Source organism: Arthrobacter sp. P4_F11, assembly GCF_056401395.1.
Genome location: NZ_JBFUJK010000012.1, coordinates 110,266 through 127,684, shown reverse-complemented (window position 1 = coordinate 127,684; position 17,419 = coordinate 110,266). Strand labels below are relative to the sequence as shown.

General features: G+C 64.5%; 20 protein-coding genes and 1 pseudogene. 9 read left to right on the top strand and 12 right to left on the bottom strand.

What is annotated here, in order from left to right:
* Nucleotides 1-41 precede the first annotated feature (41 nt).
* Together AC1DRO_RS14430 and AC1DRO_RS14425 are read right to left on the bottom strand one after the other, a co-directional pair.
* Nucleotides 42-158: pseudogene (locus AC1DRO_RS14430) on the bottom strand (DUF1508 domain-containing protein); the annotation flags it as partial.
* A 985-nt stretch (nucleotides 159-1,143) separates the two neighbouring features.
* The gene (locus AC1DRO_RS14425; protein ID WP_243178545.1) at nucleotides 1,144-1,500 is read right to left on the bottom strand and encodes a hypothetical protein; all 357 of its coding nucleotides are present in this window, start codon (nucleotides 1,498-1,500) and stop codon (nucleotides 1,144-1,146) included.
* Nucleotides 1,501-1,662: 162 nt separating this feature from the next.
* Between AC1DRO_RS14425 and AC1DRO_RS14420 the strand changes: the two genes are divergently transcribed.
* Nucleotides 1,663-1,839: a hypothetical protein gene (locus tag AC1DRO_RS14420; RefSeq protein ID WP_476951329.1), complete on the top strand. Its 177-nt coding sequence runs from the start codon at nucleotides 1,663-1,665 to the stop codon at nucleotides 1,837-1,839.
* A 90-nt stretch (nucleotides 1,840-1,929) separates the two neighbouring features.
* Here AC1DRO_RS14420 and AC1DRO_RS14415 read toward each other — a convergent pair whose 3' ends face one another.
* Entirely contained in the window at nucleotides 1,930-2,052 is a 123-nt protein-coding gene (locus AC1DRO_RS14415; RefSeq protein WP_279294086.1) for a hypothetical protein, read from the bottom strand.
* A 5-nt stretch (nucleotides 2,053-2,057) separates the two neighbouring features.
* Here AC1DRO_RS14415 and AC1DRO_RS14410 point away from each other — a divergent pair, with 5 nt between their 5' ends.
* From AC1DRO_RS14410 to AC1DRO_RS14400, 3 genes are all read left to right on the top strand, one after another.
* Nucleotides 2,058-2,264, top strand: coding sequence for an endonuclease domain-containing protein (locus AC1DRO_RS14410; protein ID WP_476951341.1), 207 nt, complete (start codon nucleotides 2,058-2,060; stop codon nucleotides 2,262-2,264).
* A gap of 123 nt (nucleotides 2,265-2,387) precedes the next feature.
* Complete coding sequence (locus AC1DRO_RS14405; protein WP_476951340.1) at nucleotides 2,388-3,110, top strand: endonuclease VII domain-containing protein; 723 nt, start codon at nucleotides 2,388-2,390, stop codon at nucleotides 3,108-3,110.
* A gap of 333 nt (nucleotides 3,111-3,443) precedes the next feature.
* On the top strand, nucleotides 3,444-3,962 hold the full coding sequence (locus tag AC1DRO_RS14400; RefSeq protein ID WP_476951328.1) for a hypothetical protein: 519 nt from the start codon (nucleotides 3,444-3,446) through the stop codon (nucleotides 3,960-3,962).
* A gap of 379 nt (nucleotides 3,963-4,341) precedes the next feature.
* On the opposite strand, the gene AC1DRO_RS14395 is transcribed toward AC1DRO_RS14400, so the two are convergent.
* From AC1DRO_RS14395 to AC1DRO_RS14370, 6 genes are all read right to left on the bottom strand, one after another.
* Entirely contained in the window at nucleotides 4,342-5,340 is a 999-nt protein-coding gene (locus tag AC1DRO_RS14395; protein WP_476951327.1) for a beta-ketoacyl-ACP synthase III, read from the bottom strand.
* Between the two features lie 109 nt (nucleotides 5,341-5,449).
* The gene (locus tag AC1DRO_RS14390) at nucleotides 5,450-5,704 is read right to left on the bottom strand and encodes a hypothetical protein (protein WP_476951326.1); all 255 of its coding nucleotides are present in this window, start codon (nucleotides 5,702-5,704) and stop codon (nucleotides 5,450-5,452) included.
* Between the two features lie 57 nt (nucleotides 5,705-5,761).
* Nucleotides 5,762-6,460, bottom strand: coding sequence for a class I SAM-dependent methyltransferase (locus tag AC1DRO_RS14385; protein ID WP_476951325.1), 699 nt, complete (start codon nucleotides 6,458-6,460; stop codon nucleotides 5,762-5,764).
* Nucleotides 6,457-6,723 carry a hypothetical protein gene (locus tag AC1DRO_RS14380; protein WP_476951324.1) on the bottom strand — a complete coding sequence of 89 codons (267 nt, stop codon included), beginning with the start codon at nucleotides 6,721-6,723 and terminating at the stop codon, nucleotides 6,457-6,459. The genes AC1DRO_RS14385 and AC1DRO_RS14380 overlap by 4 nt, the downstream gene beginning before the upstream one ends.
* Before the next feature lie 17 nt (nucleotides 6,724-6,740).
* Nucleotides 6,741-8,480 (bottom strand): SulP family inorganic anion transporter, encoded by a 1,740-nt coding sequence (locus tag AC1DRO_RS14375; RefSeq protein WP_476951323.1) that lies wholly within the window; start codon nucleotides 8,478-8,480, stop codon nucleotides 6,741-6,743.
* The gene (locus tag AC1DRO_RS14370) at nucleotides 8,477-8,872 is read right to left on the bottom strand and encodes an ArsR/SmtB family transcription factor (protein WP_476951322.1); all 396 of its coding nucleotides are present in this window, start codon (nucleotides 8,870-8,872) and stop codon (nucleotides 8,477-8,479) included. Before AC1DRO_RS14370 ends, AC1DRO_RS14375 begins: the two co-directional genes overlap by 4 nt.
* Nucleotides 8,873-9,733: 861 nt before the next feature.
* On the opposite strand from AC1DRO_RS14370, the gene AC1DRO_RS14365 reads away from it, so the two are divergent.
* The 5 genes from AC1DRO_RS14365 to AC1DRO_RS14345 all read left to right on the top strand — a co-directional run bounded on the left by AC1DRO_RS14365 (nucleotide 9,734) and on the right by AC1DRO_RS14345 (nucleotide 15,196).
* Entirely contained in the window at nucleotides 9,734-10,018 is a 285-nt protein-coding gene (locus AC1DRO_RS14365; RefSeq protein WP_476951321.1) for a hypothetical protein, read from the top strand.
* Nucleotides 10,019-10,331: 313 nt separating this feature from the next.
* Nucleotides 10,332-12,260, top strand: coding sequence for a phosphoenolpyruvate carboxykinase (GTP) (locus AC1DRO_RS14360; RefSeq protein WP_476951320.1), 1,929 nt, complete (start codon nucleotides 10,332-10,334; stop codon nucleotides 12,258-12,260).
* Between the two features lie 119 nt (nucleotides 12,261-12,379).
* On the top strand, nucleotides 12,380-13,600 hold the full coding sequence (locus tag AC1DRO_RS14355) for an NADP-dependent isocitrate dehydrogenase (protein ID WP_476951319.1): 1,221 nt from the start codon (nucleotides 12,380-12,382) through the stop codon (nucleotides 13,598-13,600).
* Between the two features lie 86 nt (nucleotides 13,601-13,686).
* A complete protein-coding gene (locus AC1DRO_RS14350; protein WP_476951318.1) occupies nucleotides 13,687-14,187 on the top strand; it encodes a LysR family transcriptional regulator in 501 nt (166 codons plus the stop codon).
* 826 nt (nucleotides 14,188-15,013) lie between these two features.
* Nucleotides 15,014-15,196, top strand: a complete 183-nt coding sequence (locus AC1DRO_RS14345) for a recombinase family protein (RefSeq protein ID WP_476951317.1) — start codon at nucleotides 15,014-15,016, stop codon at nucleotides 15,194-15,196.
* Nucleotides 15,197-15,364: 168 nt separating this feature from the next.
* Here the strand turns inward: AC1DRO_RS14345 and AC1DRO_RS14340 are convergent, their stop codons facing one another.
* The 3 genes from AC1DRO_RS14340 to AC1DRO_RS14330 form a co-directional block, all read right to left on the bottom strand.
* On the bottom strand, nucleotides 15,365-15,793 hold the full coding sequence (locus AC1DRO_RS14340) for a nuclear transport factor 2 family protein (protein ID WP_476951316.1): 429 nt from the start codon (nucleotides 15,791-15,793) through the stop codon (nucleotides 15,365-15,367).
* Nucleotides 15,784-16,590 carry an MBL fold metallo-hydrolase gene (locus AC1DRO_RS14335; protein WP_476951315.1) on the bottom strand — a complete coding sequence of 269 codons (807 nt, stop codon included), beginning with the start codon at nucleotides 16,588-16,590 and terminating at the stop codon, nucleotides 15,784-15,786. Before AC1DRO_RS14335 ends, AC1DRO_RS14340 begins: the two co-directional genes overlap by 10 nt.
* 115 nt (nucleotides 16,591-16,705) lie before the next feature.
* On the bottom strand, nucleotides 16,706-17,200 hold the full coding sequence (locus tag AC1DRO_RS14330; RefSeq protein ID WP_476951314.1) for a MarR family winged helix-turn-helix transcriptional regulator: 495 nt from the start codon (nucleotides 17,198-17,200) through the stop codon (nucleotides 16,706-16,708).
* Nucleotides 17,201-17,419: the final 219 nt, after the last annotated feature.

Genomic DNA, 17,419 nt, shown 5'->3' with positions numbered 1-17,419 from the left:
CGCATCATAAGCCCGGGTCGCGGCGCCAACAAGCGTAGCCCCTACTCGGTACGGTAGCTCGACGGATTCGACACCTTCAGGGCGCTGGCCGTCGTCTTGTAGCTCTCCGAAGAAGCGATCGTCTCGCTGTTGCCGGCCTTGAGCCGGAACCGGTAGCCGCCGGACTTGTCCTTGTAGACCTCGAACTTGCATGGGTGATCCTCTCAGTTCGACGGGCACCCTGCCGGTTGAGCCCCGCACTACCGGCACCAATTTTCAAGGGTGAGGAGGCCGGCAATACGGGGTGCGGCGTCAGGGCTTCTGGCCTGCCAGGATCACCCGCGCCGCGGTGCCGCGGTAGCCGCTGAAGTTGCGGGTGTACGAGCCGTTGGAGTTCGCGTCGGCGCCCATGGCAAATGCCATGCAGTCCGCGAGTGCTTCGATGCGTTTCCCGGAGCTGCATGGAGCAGCGCCGCTCCGGCTTCCTGACGCTCAGCTCGTTCCCTGTAGGGGGTTGAACCCCGACTCGCAACCCAATGACGGAGCCGGGCGGGACCTGTGAACCACCGGGTCAGGTCTTTTCTCTGACGGGACCAGATGGTGGCGCCGGACTCCGTCACCACAATCCCTGCCCTGAAGCCGTCCCACTTGGGCTCGTAGAGGCAGCCTCCCGGAAGCACCCCGGGCCCGGGGACCCTGGCGACGGGCTTGGCCATTGCCAGGGCCGGCCGTGTGCTCAGATCCTGCGGGAGAAGTTCGGACACGGACGTCACGCCCGCGGCACTGTTGTCATTCGGGGTTGGAGAAAACGGTCGGCTGAGCGACCGTTAAAGTGCCGCGGAACTGCACAGCGGGGCGCTTGACCGCGTACGGTTCCGTGAAAAGAGCACGATGGGCCCGTGTAGCTTCGGGTTCGGGGACGGGCGGCACTGTCACTTCGGCTGTTGTTGTCATAGCCAGCAAATCTACGGCATGGCCGGGCGGTCCCGCCGGAGCCGACGAATCGTCCGGGATCCCCGGTGCGGTGGACGCCGGGTGGCGGCGATCGTGTTCACAGATCCTCGGAGCCAGGAAGGTGCGGTTTTGGCTCGGCCGCGAACGTCACCTCCGTCGCCGTCTCGGGCCCAGGGGCGGCCCTCGCGGCGATGCTTCGGTCTAAATAGCTCAGCCGGCGTCCGGCGCAGGGGGAGGAGTGCGGGACTCGAAGGCGTTGTAGAACGACCCGGCCAGGACTCCGAATCCGAGCGCCAGTGCCGGATTCCACTGGGTGGGAATTTCCAGTCCCAGCCAGTGGTGGCACTGGTGCGAGGCCGCCCCCAGATCGATGGGTGAGTTGGGGAACTGTGGCACATAGTCCGAACACGTGGTGGCCAGGTTATCCACTAGGACGAGGGCACCGCTGCTCAGCAGCGTGGCGCCCAGACACAGCACGACGAGGACCCAGCCGCCTGCGACCCACGCCCGGAGGGACCATCGGTGCCGGTCTTCCGCGTCCCTGCGCTCCCGGCGGTTCATAGCCATGGGGGCATCATGCTCTTCTGCGGTCCGCGAGGCATTAACCGCTGGGTCCCCTTGTGCAACAAGCGAACCTCATGCAAAAGTGCACAAACATTGGACGGCGGTGTTGCAACGAAACCCCGCCCGGACGCTCGAAAACCCGGTGCGGGGGAACGTGAACTGCCCATGACTGATTCCATCGATGCTGTGGTCGCGAGCATCCTCAGCGCAATTCCACTCCGTGCGTCTCGCCAAATGACCGCCACCGAGTATCAGGTGCGCGTGGCCGAGGTCCTCAATCTTTTCGACGTCGAAGCGGTGGGCGACGAAACGGGAATTCGTTACGGGGGCGAGCGGCGTTGAGCTGGAAGATCAGCCCTTGGAGGCGGCCGTCCGCATACTCATCGGGAGGCGGTTCGGCATCCCGGAAGCAATCCCGTAGCCCACATGGCGTCAGCGGCGGGTGGCAGGGGGAGCGGTCCGCCGGGCGAACCCGTCCAGCTCGGCAAGCAGGGGTTCGGTCCGGTGCAGCACATCGACCGGGCGCACCCCGGGACCGGCCAGCGGAGTGAGCATCCAGGCTGCGAAGGTGTTGTGCGGAATTCCGTGACGGATGGAGCGGCGGCATAAAGTTGCTCTGCATCGACCATGACCACGGCACTGGAGAGGCACGTGGTTTGCTGTGCCAATGGTGCAACGTGGCGCTCGGGAATATGGGGGATGATCCGGAGCGGGTGAGGAACCTCGCCCGGTACCTGGTCGAAAGGAAGTGGGGGCAGCGTGGCTAACAAGGACGGCCAGATCATTGTCGACGGCATGAAGCGATGCAGCGTCTGTCAGCTGATGTTGCCCGTCGCCCTTTTCCATCGCTCCAACTCAACACCGACTGGCCTTGAGTCACGCTGTAAGGCCTGCGCCAGGCTGGCCCAGGTGGGCCACCTTGCCATGCACCCGATTCCCATCGAAGTCTCGAGGAAGAGGCGGGCAAGGCTAGACCCGGAGAAGGTCAGAGCTCACCAGCACCGGACAATGCTGAAAAGCGATACGGGGTCACGCCGGAGTGGCTTGCTGAAACGTTCGCTGCACAAGGCGGCGTGTGCGCGGCTTGCGGCTGTCCTGAGACTAAAACGTTCCGAGGGCGGATTCGGATGCTCGCCATTGATCATGACCACGAGACAGGTGAAGTCCGGGGCTTGCTGTGCTCGGTATGCAATATCAGCATCGGGCTGCTCGGGGATGATCTGGACGCATCGAAGCCGCGGCGCTTTATCTGGAGTCCTACGGGAAGTGTTCGATCAGCAGCCATTTTGAGCAACGCGTCGGCCGGTCACGCTTGGCCTTGCTGCCACTCCCCTGACAAGCAAATCCACACGCCGATAACGGATGTTTCGTCACAAGGGGAAAACCCCTGTGATGTCCCCTTGGGAGCTGGAATCGTAGCAAGAAGAAGGTGTGGACAATGTCCACACTTTTTCGCTTCGGACTGGGTCGTACATTGGTCGGACTGGCTCGGATTGCCTTTGTTTTCCGGACTTCCCAGTGTTTGCAGGGGAGGGAATGCAGTTCAAGTCCCACCTCGGGCACAGCATTCCCCCTCGTCAGAGGGGGTTCTTGCTTTAACGTGTAGACATTGACCCTGGTCGGGTCCCTCTGACGCTTGTCGCGGCTGGTTGCCTGGCCGCCGCGGTGGCCTATTCGGTTGTGGGGGTGGCGGTTCAGGGCCCTGGCTGGTGGGCCCTCCGCTTGCTGGGATGTGGGGTCATTCGGTCTCCTTTCTGGGTTGTCCTGGTGGCCGTGGATGGCCTTGTACCTATTCATGCCGTGCGGTCCTGCTGACGACATGATCGGGGGGAGATTTTTGGAGACTTTTCGCCTCGACTCGCTGCAACCCGACACTTCACCACCTGGCAGAATCTCAACAGGCTCGTTTGAAGGCGCGGGCCTCGACCCAAAACAAGGAAGGCTGCATGTCACACGAGGCAAGGAAAACTGCCGCACTGCGGACACTGTCGCGGTTCGTGCTGCGCGCACGACTGGTCCAGGAACACTCGCTGGCGGATGACAAGAAGGCTCTTGAAGAGCACGCGGCATGGAAGATGACATTCAGGCTCATCGTCAACCAAGTGACCGGTGAAAAGTCCGTGGAGCTGAAACCAGCTCCGTTGCTGCCCACGGAGCAGGTCGAATCTGCTGCGGCACGAGTTCGCCCCTTGTTTCTCAAGGAGGACGGGGTTCATTACGACAAAGTTCTCAACGCGCTGGCCGAGGTCGTAGGGGCGTCTCCGGGTCACAAGAAGGAAGTGGAAACGCTCAGGTCTAAGTTCAGGGGTGCGGACCCCGACTACCCTGGAGGCAGACCCAGAGCACCACGATCCGAGCCGAGCATGTCGAACAAAGAAGTCGCCGGGGCCTGGCTGTACGGCCATCTGCTCCACGAGGACGAACTCCGCTGGAACTTCCGGAAGAACTGTTCACGTCGCCGGTGACAGTTTCGGCCAAGGAATGGGTACCGCGCGGAAAAGTCACGGCCTACGTCGCCGATGTGGGCACACCGATGCCGTCGAGCCTTGATGAGCCGCTGCCCAGCGACTGGAGAGATGTCCATGACGAGTTCGGAGTGAGGGAAGTCGGCGCAGGCGAGCTTGAAGGCTAGTTCGCGAGCCTCGCCGAAAACGAACGCGAGCTCATCAACGAACGGGTCAAGGCCGGGATTCCGGCGATCAAGGCACGGCGTGCTGCTCGCGAAGCCGGCACCCAAGGCGTAGACCGTGGAGAACAACGTTCGGCTGTGCCGGCAGATGATGTCGGGTGGCATACCTGCTGTTCGGGCACGGCCGATCGGCCGTGCCCGAGGCGCCATGTGCTTCAGGCTCCGGACACCGTGCCGGTGGCCGGGGTGCGGACTACCTGCCCGGCGTAGGAGAATCCGCCGCCGAAACCGAACAGCAGAACGGGGCTGTCGGGCGGAAGCTGTCCGCTACGCACCAGCCTGGCAAGGGCGATCGGGATACTGGCCGAGGACGTGTTCCCCGAGGTGACGACGTCACGTGCGGTGATCTCGCGGGAGATTCCGAGTTGATCGGCGAGGGGCTCGATGATGCGCAGGTTGGCCTGGTGCGGGACGAACCCTGCGAGCTCGTCCGGCCGGATGCCGGCGATCTCGCAGGTTTTCCGGGCCAGCGTGGCGGCCTCGCTGATGGCCCAGCGGAACACGGACATGCCTTCCTGCTGGAAACGGAGTTTGGGTTCTTCGATCCTGACCGCGTGGGACAGTTCGGGGACTGATCCCCAGTGGACTGGTCCGATCCCCGGAGTTGGTGAGGCGGTGAGCACGAGGGCGCCGGCACCGTCACCGACGAGTACGCAGGTGGTCCTGTCGGTCCAGTCCGTGAAGTCACTGAGCTTCTCGGCCCCGATGACCAGGGCGGTGTTGGCGGCCCCGGAACGGATGGCCTGGTCAGCGACGGCAAGGGCGTGCGTGAACCCCGAGCAGGCGGCGTTAAGGTCGAACACGGCAGGGTTCCGGGCACCCAGCGCGGCCGAGACCCGCCCGGCGGTGCTCGGGGAGCGGTCCAGTGCGGTCACGGTAGCAACGACGACCAGATCCAGATCCGCGGCTTCGATCCCGGCATGTTGAAGGGCGTCCCGCCCGGCCTGGGTGGCCATGTCCGCGACGGATTCGGTATCGGCGATGCGGCGTTCCTGGATCCCGACCCTGCTGCGGATCCATTCATCGGTGGTATCCACGATTTGGCTCAGTTCCTCGTTATCCAGGATCCTTGCGGGCTGGTACGAGCCGACCCCTGCGATCCGGGAGCCCCGGCCTGTTGAGGGTTTTGGTGCGGGCACGGTCGGTGCTGTCATGTTTTGCTCCTGAATATCGGGACCGGTCGGGCGGGGCTTATGAGGCGGGGCAATGCAGAATGCGGGCAGTAAGGGATGGGTAGTGCAGGTTCCGGGAGCGGGCTGTCCGTCAGGGGTGTTCCCGCAGTGTGTTGAAAAGTTCAGAAAGGCTCATGCCCGCCGCCGCCGCAGCATCGGCGGGCGGCACTTGGGCGGCCATGGCCCGGCACAAGGCCAAAACCAGGCCGGATGCCTCCGTTCCGGAACCGTAGTGTTCGGACAAAGCAGGTTTGGTGCAGTCGGGTGCGGGGACGGCATGACCGTGCGCTGGCAGGTAGTCGCCCCGGGCCGCGGCTGCCTCGATACTTTTCAGGTGGTAGTCCATTGCTTCCTTGTCCCCAGTGTTTTCTTGCTCTCCTGGGCGTGGGTGCGGGTTGGGCGTTTACGATGCCGTAGGCGGGGACTGTGCCGGGGCGGCCGGGCTGCGGGCCAGAACGACGTTGTCCAGCGCGGGGCGGCGGGAACTGGGAACGGGACGGGACCGGGTCTCGGCCGTTTTAACCTGCAGTCCGGCCCGTCTGGCCCAGCCGGCAACACGGGCGCTGTCATGCAGCGCGGCTGCGTTCCGTGGCCCGGAGGCGCTTTCGCGGGGGTCGACGGGGCCGTGGCCGATGTACAGGAACAGCCCGCCGGGGGCCAGGCCCGGGGCAGTGCGGGCGATGACGCGTTCGAGGTCGGGGCCGGGCAGATGGAGGAAGGCGGCCAGAACAAGGTCCAGGCTTCCGCGTGCCGGTGCGCAGGTGGTGACGTCGGCGACGGACCAGGTGATCAGGTCCGTGACGCCTTCGGCGAAGGCGCGCCCGCGCCCGATATCCAGGGCTGCGGCGGAAAAGTCCATGGCTGTCACGTGCCAGCCGCGTCCGGCAAGCCACACGGCGTTGCGGCCGTCGCCGGCCCCCAGATCCAGGGCCCGTCCGGGGGCAAGCCCGTTCAGCATGGCGCGGACCGAGGAGCTTGCCGGCGCCCAGCTGAGGTCGTTCTCCGTGTACCAGCGGTTCCAGGCTTCCGCGTCCGTGGGGTACCCGGTCCCTCCGGGCCTGGAGTGCTTCCACGCCGGCAGCGGTATGCCGTCCACGCTCATGGCAGGCTCCTGCCCGGGCGCAGCGCTGTTGCCCCTGCGGGCCGGCACTGTGAGTTGTTGCGCCGTCGGAACGCGTCGATCCCGGCGGGGATGCCGACGGTCGGGCGGGTCAGTACCGCCGCGGCCAGCCGGGCCGGGTTCGTGGGCCCCGCGAAAAGTGCCGGGAGGTCGAACAGCAGAAGGGCCCCGAGTCCGAAACCCAGCAGGTATTGCGGCAGACGGTCCGGTTCGGTCCGGGATTCCAGGGGTGCTGTTGGCGGCAAAGGATGCTCCTGATCATTCAGCGGACCGTGGTGCGGCCGGGAGTGGCTGCCGCGACCGGGCCCCGGTCGGGATCCTGGCCGGCGTCGGGTGTTTTGTCCCGTGCGGGGGTTTGGGCGGCGCGGGCGGCCCTGGCGCGAGCGACGTGGCTGCGGGCGTGTTCCACGGCCGGGGGCAATTCCGCGAAGAGGTGTTTGTGGTGGCGCAGGGATTCCAGAACGCCGACCTTGGTGACCAGGGCCAGGTGGCGTTCCTGGATGCCTTTGATCAGCACGGTGATGCCGCGGCGTTCGAGGGCGTTGACGATGTCGGTGACGACCCTGGCCCCTGTTGCGTCCAGGGTCTGGAGCTGTGACATGCGGACGATGACGACGTCGACATTGCGGATAGCGCTGACCCGGTCCAGGACACGTTCGGCCGCGGCGAAAAACAGCGCTCCGTCGAGCCGGAACACGGCGATGTGTTCGTCCCCGTCCTGGACCGGGCCGGGGATCTCTTCGCGGTGCACGCCGCTGGACTTGACCAAGGCGCGCAGGGCGAAGAACGAGGCGACGGCGATGCCGATTGCGACTGCCTCGATGAGGTCGAAGGACACGGTGATCAGCGCGGTGACGAAGAACACGACGGTGTCGGCCCGCGTCGAGCCAATGACGCTGCGCAGCGTGGTGGGGGAGACCATGCGTGCGGCGGTGACCATCAGGACCCCGGCCAGGGCGGCGAGCGGGATACGCGCGACCGGGCCGGTGGCGAGGTAGACCACGGCCAGCAGCACCACGGCATGGGTGACGGCGGCGAGCCGGGTCCTGCCGCCTGAGCGGATGTTCACCGCGGTGCGGGCAATGGCCCCGGTGGCGGGCATGCCACCGAAGAACCCGGATGCGACGGAGGCCAGGCCCTGTCCCAGAAGCTCACGGTCGGCGTCGTAAGGGCCGGTATAGGAGATCGACGCGGCAACCCGGGCCGAGAGCAGCGACTCGATTGCTGCCAGAGCCGCGATGGTTGCGGCCGGCCCGGCAAGGGCAGCCACGGTGCCCCAGTCCAGGGCGGGGATAACCGGGGCCGGCAGGGTGTCGGGCAGGGTGCCGATCCGGGCCACCGGCAGGTCCAGCACCTGGGCGGCGATGCTGGCGACGATGATCGCGATCAGCGAGCCCGGGATCTGCGGGTGGATCCGGGGTGCGGCGATCATGATGACGGCGACAAGTGCCACCAGTGCCAGCGGGGCAAGGAGGGCGGCGGGGGACGCCGTTGTGAGTCCCTGGACGGCAGAGACGGCGGCGTTGCTGCTCGGTCCGGCTTTGACGCCGAAGGCGGCGGGGACCTGCTGGAGGAAGATGATCATGGCAATCCCGAGCGTGAACCCCTCGATCACCGGCCAGGGCAGCAGGGTCACGACCCGGCCGAGCTTGAGCACACCGGCGGCGACCACGATGACCCCTGCCAGGACGGCAACCGCGGCCAGGGCACCGACGCCCTGCGTGGCGATGACGGGACCCAGGACGACGACCATCGCTCCGGTCGGGCCGGAAACCTGGATGTTGGAACCACCGAAAACGGCGGCGACGATGCCGGCGATCACGGCGGTGATCAGTCCGCTGGCCGCTCCGGCGCCGGAGCTGACCCCGAAGGCCAGCGCCAGCGGGAGGGCGACGATACCCACGGTGACCCCGGCGATGAGGTCCCCTTTCCAGGTGCGGGGCAGATCCGCATAGTCCCTCCGGCCGGGCAGAAGCGCCCGGGCCGCGGTCAGGGCCTTCATCGTGAGCTGCCGGAGGCCGCAGCCAGCGGGGACGCAGCGGCCGGAGACGTGGCCTCGGAATGTTCGAGCTGCTCGCGTGTGGTTTGCAGCATGTCGTTGAGCAGCAGACGTGCCACGGACAGCAGGTCAGCGACCTGCGGGTACGCCAGGGAATAGAACATCTGCAGGGCCCTGCGTTCGCCCTTCACCAGGTGGTAACGGCGCAGCACGGACAGATGCTGGGACAGATGCGAGGCCTCCAGACCTGTCGCGGCGAGCATGTCAGTTACCGATACCTCGGGCGCCGCGGAGAGCAGCTCCAGCACCCTGATCCGCACGGGATGCGCCAGACCCTTGAAAAGATTGGCCTTCACTTCATATAACGGTGCCCGGAAATCCGAAAACTCGTCCATGTCTGCCTCCCGGGCTCTCACTACGAACCTCTGCTTGACTATTTGATGCTTCTATCATCCAATATAACAGGGGATGGACCAGTCTGCCCCTGCCGGGCCCCGGCTTCCGCGGACCGGACGGCCACTTCACGCCGGACCAGGGCATCCGCAGGTACTCTTGCCCGGCACCATAATGCCGCGTCATGCCGCGGACTTCGGACTCGATGCCCGGACCCTGCCCCAAGGCCCGGGCAGCGGCCCGGACGGCGGGCGGCGTGATGCGGCCGCTGCCGGCACCCGGACAAGGCCGGTCCGCGCCCGTTCCTGCCCCCGTGCCTCCGGCTCCGCTTATCGCCGGGGTGTCGGTGGACACCTCCGGCCCGGACGTGCGCGTGTAGTTCGAACTGACCAGGCCGGCAGGCAAGGGGAGCTACCTGTTGGGGCTCCTTGCCGGCGCCGGGGAACGGGCCATGATCCGGCACCTCACGTTCACCCTCCGGGACGGGCTCGTCACCGGCCTGTCCACTTACGATTTCGGGACCGTCACCCGCACGGTGCATCCCCGCGGCGGCGCGTCCTGCGCGGGTGTTTCCGTTACGGCGCTCTTCCCGCGGGCCTCCCTGGCCGGGCTGGGGGAGGAACGCCGCATCACCGCGTACAGCTCCCTCAACGGAGGAACTCCAGACGGAGGTTCCCCTCACCCGGGTGGTGACGGGAGGCCTCAAGGTATGAGCGGATGGCCCGCGGATTTTCGCGGCACGACCCGTGTGCCGGCACCGCCCGGGACCATGGAGTCCTCTTCACGAGGGAACCGGCAGGCAGCGCCGCTGCCGTGGAGAAACAGCTCGATGCCGATCTGGGGCAGTGCGGCGGCCCGCGTCAATGGACCGCGGCGCAAGGCTCGCCGACGCCGCGCCGGGGACCGAAGCATTCGGAGGACTCCGCACCGGGCCGGAGGGCGCCTCAGGGTCGAAGCCGGTCCTTTCATCGGCACCGTCCTGGTCCGGGACCCCGCCGCGCCTGCTGCACAACGGCTACCCCGTCGTCCACCTGGCCGAAAACACCGACCTAGACATCAGCGCGCTCGCCCGGTCGGGCCTGGAAACCGGCGCCCCGGACCTCAGGACCGTCCTGCCATGCGCCGAACGTCTGACGCCGAGACCCTAAATTTAAATTCAGGCCGCCTGCCTGCCGTTGCTGGTGAAGGCATGCCCGCCCCGGCAGGGATACCGGGGACGGCGCTGCACGTCTGCCGCGGTAGTTCCCGGTTCCATCGGGTGATCTGCCTCGCTTCTCTCCACGGGGTGCTGAGCCGTGTTCAGACCTTCCTGCCGTCCTCCGTCCGCGACGGCGGTGCCACAGGGACTATTATATAAATTGATGTATTCATCAAATAGTAAATAACCTGAGGCCCCTGGCCCCCTTCGAGGGACCCGCAGCCGCTCCTGAACTCCTATTGGCCTCCGGCTGCGATGCTCCGATGAACCACCCGTCACCGTCTAGGATCATCCCCGCCAACGCCACAAAGCGCGGGGGAAGGAAGAGAACCTTGCCAAACACCACACAGTCCACCGCCATGGATACCGCCCCGGCCGCCCTGGCCCGGCTTTCGGACTGGGTCGGCGAAGTTGCTGGCCTGACCCAGCCGGACCGCATCCGCTGGGTCAACGGCTCCGACGCCGAATACCGTCAGATCACCGACGGGCTCGTTGCGGCCGGAACCCTGGTCCGCCTGGACGCGGACAGGTTTCACAACTCGTTTGCCGCCTTCTCCGACCCCAAGGACGTTGCCCGGGTCGAAGAGCAGACCTACATCTGCTCCGAACACGAACGCGACGCCGGCTTTACCAACAACTGGATGGCGCCGGCACAGATGAAGGAGAAGCTGAACGGGCTCTTCCGCGGCGCCATGCGGGGACGCACCATGTACGTGATTCCGTTCGTGATGGGCCACCTCGACGCCGAGGACCCCAAGTTCGGCGTTGAGATCACCGACAGCGCCTACGTCGTCGCCTCCATGCGCATAATGGCCCACACCGGTTCCGAAGTCCTGGCCAAAATGGTCGAACTTGACGCGGACTTCGTCCCCGCACTGCACTCCGTCGGTGCACCGCTGGAGCCGGGGCAGCAGGATGTCAGCTGGCCCTGCAATGACGACAAATGGATCGTCCACTTCCCTGAGGAAAATGCCATCTGGTCCTACGGGTCCGGGTACGGAGGCAACGCGCTGCTGGGCAAGAAATGCTACTCACTGCGCATCGCGTCCGCGATGTCCCGGCAGGAGGGCTGGCTCGCGGAGCACATGCTCATCCTCAAACTCACCAGCCCGGAGCAGAAGGCCTACTACATCTCCGCCGCGTTTCCCTCGGCCTGCGGCAAGACCAACCTCGCGCTGCTGAACCCCACAGTGGACGGCTGGAAAGTGGAAACCCTCGGAGACGACATCGCTTGGATCCGTGTCGGAAAGGACGGGGAACTGCGGGCCACCAACCCGGAGGCGGGCCTCTTCGGCGTTGCACCCGGCACCGGATGGCACACCAACCCCAACGCGATGGACGCCATCGCCAAGGGCGACACCATTTTCACCAACGTGGCTCTCACCGATGACGGCGGCGTCTGGTGGGAAGGCATGACCCGGGACACCCCGGAACACCTGACCGACTGGACGGGCCAGGACTGGACGCCGGGCTCCGGCAGGCCCGCGGCCCATCCCAACTCGCGGTTCTGCACCCCCATCAGCCAGGTCGATATCCTGGCCGAGGAATACTACCAACCCCAGGGCGTGCCGCTCTCGGCCATCTTCTTCGGTGGGCGCCGGAAGACAACCATCCCCCTGGTCACCGAGTCCAGGGACTGGGTGGGCGGTGTTTTCATGGGGTCGACGCTGTCCTCTGAGACCACAGCGGCTGCCGCCGGCCAAGTCGGGGTCGTCCGCCGCGATCCGATGGCCATGCTCCCCTTCATCGGCTACGACGCCGGAAACTACCTCAACCACTGGCTGGAGATCGGCCGGGCAGCCAATCCCGCCACATTGCCCCGGATCTTCCTGGTCAATTGGTTCCGCCGCGACAGCGATGGTGGCTTCCTGTGGCCCGGATTCGGAGACAACTCCCGCGTCCTGAAATGGGCCATCGAACGGCTCGAGGGGACAGCCGCTGCCATTGAAACTCCCATCGGCTTCGTTCCCGCACCGGAGTCCCTCGACGTCGAAGGCCTCGATGTCACCCGCGGACACCTCAGTGCCGCCCTGGCGGTCGATTCACAGGAATGGGCCCAGGAAATCGACAGCATCGATCAGTGGTACGCCCGGTTCGGTGACTCGCTGCCCCCCGAACTGCCGGCCGAGCTGCAACGCGTCAAAAACCGATTCGCTGCCCGCCGGGGGACGCCGCGCATCAGCTCCCGATAGGAGCCAGGGGTGGCACCCGGTGCCCGGAACCGTCATGCACCGAGCGCCACCCCGGGTTCGCAGATGTCAGAGACCACCATCGGTGTGGGTCATTGTGCCCATGAAATCAAGGAGAGCGTATGAACGAAAAGATCAAGGTCGTTGGCTCCATTGTGGAGCTTGACGGCGACGAAATGACCCGCATCATCTGGCAGTTCATCAAAGACCGCCTGATCCTTCCGTATCTGGATGTGGACCTGAAATACTTCGACCTGTCCATCCAGAATCGTGACGCGACCGATGACCAGGTCACCATCGACGCCGCGAACGCGATCAAGAGGTACAACGTGGGCATCAAATGCGCCACCATCACCCCGGACGAGGCCCGGGTCAAAGAATTCGGCCTGAAGAAGATGTGGGTCTCCCCGAACGGAACCGTCCGCAACATCCTGGGCGGGGTCGTCTTCCGCGAGCCGATCATCATCTCCAACATCCCGCGCCTGGTCCCAGGCTGGAACAAGCCGATCATCATCGGACGCCACGCCTTCGGCGACCAGTACCGCGCCACCAACTTCAAGGTCCCGGGGGCCGGAACGCTAACCCTGACGTTCACGCCCTCCGACGGCGGCGAAGAGATCAAGCAGACGGTGGTCACCTACCCCGACGGGGGAGGGGTGGCGATGGGCATGTACAACTTCAATGACTCCATCCGCGACTTCGCCCGAGCTTCCTTCGCCTACGGGCTGCAGCGGAACTACCCGGTGTACCTCTCCACCAAGAACACGATCCTGAAGGCCTACGACGGCCAGTTCAAGGATCTGTTCCAGGAAGTGTTCGACGCCGAGTTCAAGGATCTGTTCGAAGCCGCCGGGCTCAGCTACGAACACCGCCTGATCGATGACATGGTCGCGTCGGCGATGAAGTGGGAAGGCGGCTACGTCTGGGCCTGCAAGAACTACGACGGCGACGTCCAGTCGGACACGATCGCCCAGGGCTACGGCTCGCTTGGTCTGATGACCTCCGTGCTGATGACCCCGGACGGCAAGACCGTCGAGGCCGAAGCCGCACACGGTACCGTGACGCGCCACTACCGCCAGCACCAACAGGGCAAGCCGACCTCCACCAACCCGATCGCCTCGATCTTCGCCTGGACCCGCGGCATCATGCACCGCGGTAAACTGGACAACACCCCTGTTGTCATTGACTTTGCCATCACTCTCGAGGATGTCGTCATCAAGACGGTCGAAGCCGGTCAGATGACCAAGGACCTGGCGCTTCTGGTGGGCCCGGACCAGGAATGGCTGAGCACCGAGGAATTCCTCGCTGCACTGGACGAGCACCTGAAGGCACGGCTGGGCTAGCCCATCTCCACGCGCCCGTTGACGTTACGTGGGCGACAGTTACCCGGTGTTACGTGCTCACAGTTCGCGCTTACGTTGGCCAAACTTTGAACTTCACCCGTGCCGCGGAGAGTCTGTACATTTCGCAGCAGGGCATCAGCCGGAGCATTGCTGAGCTGGAGCGGGACGTTGGAGTCGCCCTGCTGGAACGGACGACGCGCAACGTGGCACTCACGGAGGCAGGTGAAGAGTTCCTGCCTGCAACCCGACGTGCTCTCGTTGAGCTCGACGCCGGCGTGGAGGCCGCCCGGCGTGTGCAAAGGAGACAGCTGGGCGTGCTAAAGATGGGTTTCACTGTTTCCTCTGCGCTCGAACTCATGCCACCGATCGTCGATACGTTCCGGTCCCGCTATCCAGACTTGACCATCGAACTGGAGAGTTTCAACCTGAACGATCCTTCATGCGGCCTGCTATCCGGGGAGTCTGACGCCGCCTTCGTACGACTCCCCATCGACCTCCCGGATCTGCACATCGAGCACATCTTCGTTGAGTCCCGAGGGGCGGCTTACCACGTGGACCTTCTGTCCGCCGCGGCAGAGGGCGCCTGATGCTGCGGCTGACCGGAATTTCGTTCCGGAAGGCTCCTGGCCCAGAATACAGAACAGCCGCACCCGGCGTGGGTGCGGCTGGTGGCTGCGATGCTCTGAGTTGGCCAATTTGGCGTGTGTACATTGTGCACATTTTGGGCTGTGGATCGGGTCGTACTGGTCCCGGACTGGCCCGGATTCGTTATGTTTCCGGGAGTTGCCAGTGTTTGCAGGGGAGGGAATGCAGTTCGAGTCCCACCTCGGGCACGTGTTTTCCCTGTTCAGGGGCTTTTTGGTGTTTTTTCGTGTGCACATTGTGCACACTCTCGCCTCTGATCTGATGTTCCGGGTGTGTGGGGTCCCGGATAGACCTATTCGGTTGTGGGGAGTGGCTGACTACGGCGGACCGCGTACCGCCCCGCGGGGTCCCTTATGGGTGTTCATCCTCGTTCGTCCTTCCGTTGGGTTTCGCGTTCACCACTTCATGGTGGCCGGGGCCGCTTACAACATGACTTGCTGATTATTCTTTCGATCGGGCTCGTGTTGGGGCCGGTCCGGAATTTCCGCTCTGATGCCTGTTCATGCAGGGATGCAGAGGGAACGGCATGACCTGGCAACCGATCCGGAGCTGATCATGAGGTCGCTGAGCGTGGCCAGTCGGCGGGCGGGGCCGGCCTCGGGGGCGAGTTCTAGGAGTTGTCCCCACTCAAATTGCCATAATCACACGGGACATCACGTCTTGAAGATCGAAGGAATCGACGTCGTCCCGGGCCTCACCGTGTCTTGGAAATATGTCTCACCGTGAATCGTCTCAGACCGGGACACGACCGGGCCTACGGGCCCGGCGATGTTGACCATTATGGCCGCCTTCGCGCAGATGGAGCGCGACACGATGATCGAACTCACCAGGGCAGGCCTCGCTGCGGCCGCGGCCAACAACCGCCACGGCGGAAGGGCCCGCAAGGTGGAGGACGCTGCTGCTGCCCGGGCCAGGACCTCAAAGGTAAAGAGATCAGTGCCTCGGACATAGGAAATATCCTTGGAGTCTCCCTCGCTACTGTCTACCGGTACCTTCTCTAGGCGGGGCGGGGCGTCAGAGTATCTTCGCGCGCGAAGATGCGCTCATTGGTTTCATATGCGGGATTCGTGGGGGCTCCCTTCAGCCGGCCTTGAGGGTGAAACGAAAGTCGTCGCAGACTTATACCAACAGGCTTGCTTCGACGACTTTCGCGGTGTCGACGAATTGTTCGAAGCGGACGATGAGTCCGCCGCGGACGATGAAATGGTGGGCCACCCGGACGTTCAATGGGTTCCCCGTTGCCCGGTGCGTGGCGGTGTACCTGGCGAGGACCACTACGTTTTCACCTTCGACGATGTATGTGTCGTCGTGGGCTGCCCAGCCGTCCCAGTCCCGGCCGAGAATTTCCATGACATTTGAAGTGACCCCGTCGGGGGTGCGGTAGGTCCCTGCGAGGGGGAAGCCGGCCATCTCAGTCCATTCAACATCCGGGGCCATCGTGGCGCGGAGCGCTCCGAGGTCACCTGCTGCTGAAGCCAGATACTGCCGGCGGACGACATCGCGCGGGGCGGTTGAGCGGGCAAATTCGGTGATGTCACTCAGCCCCATGTCATTTCCCCCTTGGCGACCTTGGGTCCGATTTGCGCCGCGATCAACATCCCGGAGTTTGGGTAGGTTTCGATCAGGGCAGCCGTAACGGCCGCGGCATTCGCTGAGCGGGCGAGGATCCGTTCGAATTCCTGGAGGTAGGACCGTGTGTAGTCGATGGCTGTGGAATCGTTGGCCGTTCCCGGCAGCCGGTGGCCTGCGATGACGAGAGCCGGGTTCAAGGCCCGCATCTGGTCAAGGAGTTCGATCCAGGCCGAGCGCTGTTCGGGGGTGGCCGTGTCTGCGGTCCAGACGTGTTCTTCCTGGAAGACAAGGACTCCACCGACGACTGCATTCTGATCGACGTTGTAGAGGTAGTGCCTGTCAGGTAGCAGGTCAGAGCCGCCGCGGAGTTCGAAGCGGTACCCGTCGAGTTCGATCGCGTCTGCGCTCAGGGGCGCGATCGTTGCCAAGCGGGTCGGAAGGTTGGCACCCAGTGCTGCCCACGACTGGAGTTTGCCTTCGTAGGTTGTCTGGATGTGCTCGATGACGATCGGTGTCGCCAGGACTGTGGCATTTGGGAACGCATCGACGATGACTTCCAGGCCGAAGTAGTAGTCAGGGTCAGCGTGGCTGATGAAAACGGTGTCCAGTTCTTTACCGGAGTCCAGGATGGCCGCGACGAGACGATGACCGTCGGCCCGGGTGAAGCCGGCGTCCACGAGGAGGGCCTTTGTCGGGCCGGTGATCAATGTTGCTGACTTGTTGGGTGAACCTGCGGGAAAGTCGAGATCAAAGACCTCAAAATGCAGCGACATGCTGGTGAACCTTTCTCGGATGCCCGGAGTGTCCGAAGCGAGTCGCGCAGATGCGCTCACTCAAATCCAACAATAGCTGACTAGTCAGCTATTCCCAGGGGTGTAACCCGTTCGATCATGGCATGATCGGCAGGTGCTGTGCAGCGTTCTTGCTGATCTTCTTCACGGCCGCCGAGAAAACCTCGGCCTCTGAAGGTGAGAGCAGGTCGAGCATGTACCGCTCAATATTTTCCACGTGGCGGGTGCTTGCCCGGAGGAGGACGGCTTCGCCATGTGTGGTGAGGCGGATGAGCTGGACCCGGCCATCGACAGCAGAGCTCCCGCGTTCAATAAGGCCCAGCGCTGCCGCCCTCTGCACTAGTCGGGTGGCTCCGCCGGACGTCAATACCCGCGCCTGCGCGATGTCACGCACTGGAATTCCCTTGTTGCCGCCCCTTGCGGCCAGGAGGAGAAGTTCGAAGAGTGAATGACTGAGCCCAAACTCCTGTTCCAGGGCGCGGCCGAGGAGAAACTCCAGCCGGTTCGCCGTACCCAGTAGGCGCCCGAAGACCAAGATGCGATGATCGTTGGCAGCCTCTTGGCCTGATCCAAATTCCGTTGCATTGTTCACCGTCCAACACTAAGCGGAACCAATGGGGTGTCGCTGGCCAGGGAACCCCGTAGCCCGTTTTGCCACGCGCATGGGACCACCTGTGAGCACCTTCGTCTAATTCGTGGGGGAAGAATCAGGAACATCACCAATGTCTATATCCGCGATTTCCCCGGTGCGGGAAGTCCATGAGTAATTCGGGCCGCCGTTCCGGCGGCCCGACCCCTCGCAGGGCGTGCA

Bases quoted from the DNA above. Each gene is read 5' to 3' on its own strand.
- AC1DRO_RS14360 (WP_476951320.1), top strand. From the start codon at position 10,332: ATGAACCACCCGTCACCGTCTAGGATCATCCCCGCCAACGCCACAAAG.
- AC1DRO_RS14385 (WP_476951325.1), bottom strand. From the start codon at position 6,460: ATGAGCGTGGACGGCATACCGCTGCCGGCGTGGAAGCACTCCAGGCCC.
- AC1DRO_RS14415 (WP_279294086.1), bottom strand. From the start codon at position 2,052: ATGCTCACTCCGCTGGCCGGTCCCGGGGTGCGCCCGGTCGATGTGCTG.
- AC1DRO_RS14365 (WP_476951321.1), top strand. From the start codon at position 9,734: ATGGACCGCGGCGCAAGGCTCGCCGACGCCGCGCCGGGGACCGAAGCA.
- AC1DRO_RS14375 (WP_476951323.1), bottom strand. From the start codon at position 8,480: ATGAAGGCCCTGACCGCGGCCCGGGCGCTTCTGCCCGGCCGGAGGGAC.
- AC1DRO_RS14335 (WP_476951315.1), bottom strand. From the start codon at position 16,590: ATGTCGCTGCATTTTGAGGTCTTTGATCTCGACTTTCCCGCAGGTTCA.
- AC1DRO_RS14340 (WP_476951316.1), bottom strand. From the start codon at position 15,793: ATGGGGCTGAGTGACATCACCGAATTTGCCCGCTCAACCGCCCCGCGC.
- AC1DRO_RS14425 (WP_243178545.1), bottom strand. From the start codon at position 1,500: ATGGCTATGAACCGCCGGGAGCGCAGGGACGCGGAAGACCGGCACCGA.
- AC1DRO_RS14400 (WP_476951328.1), top strand. From the start codon at position 3,444: ATGTCACACGAGGCAAGGAAAACTGCCGCACTGCGGACACTGTCGCGG.
- AC1DRO_RS14345 (WP_476951317.1), top strand. From the start codon at position 15,014: ATGTTGACCATTATGGCCGCCTTCGCGCAGATGGAGCGCGACACGATG.
- AC1DRO_RS14370 (WP_476951322.1), bottom strand. From the start codon at position 8,872: ATGGACGAGTTTTCGGATTTCCGGGCACCGTTATATGAAGTGAAGGCC.
- AC1DRO_RS14355 (WP_476951319.1), top strand. From the start codon at position 12,380: ATGAACGAAAAGATCAAGGTCGTTGGCTCCATTGTGGAGCTTGACGGC.
- AC1DRO_RS14395 (WP_476951327.1), bottom strand. From the start codon at position 5,340: ATGACAGCACCGACCGTGCCCGCACCAAAACCCTCAACAGGCCGGGGC.
- AC1DRO_RS14390 (WP_476951326.1), bottom strand. From the start codon at position 5,704: ATGGACTACCACCTGAAAAGTATCGAGGCAGCCGCGGCCCGGGGCGAC.
- AC1DRO_RS14420 (WP_476951329.1), top strand. From the start codon at position 1,663: ATGACTGATTCCATCGATGCTGTGGTCGCGAGCATCCTCAGCGCAATT.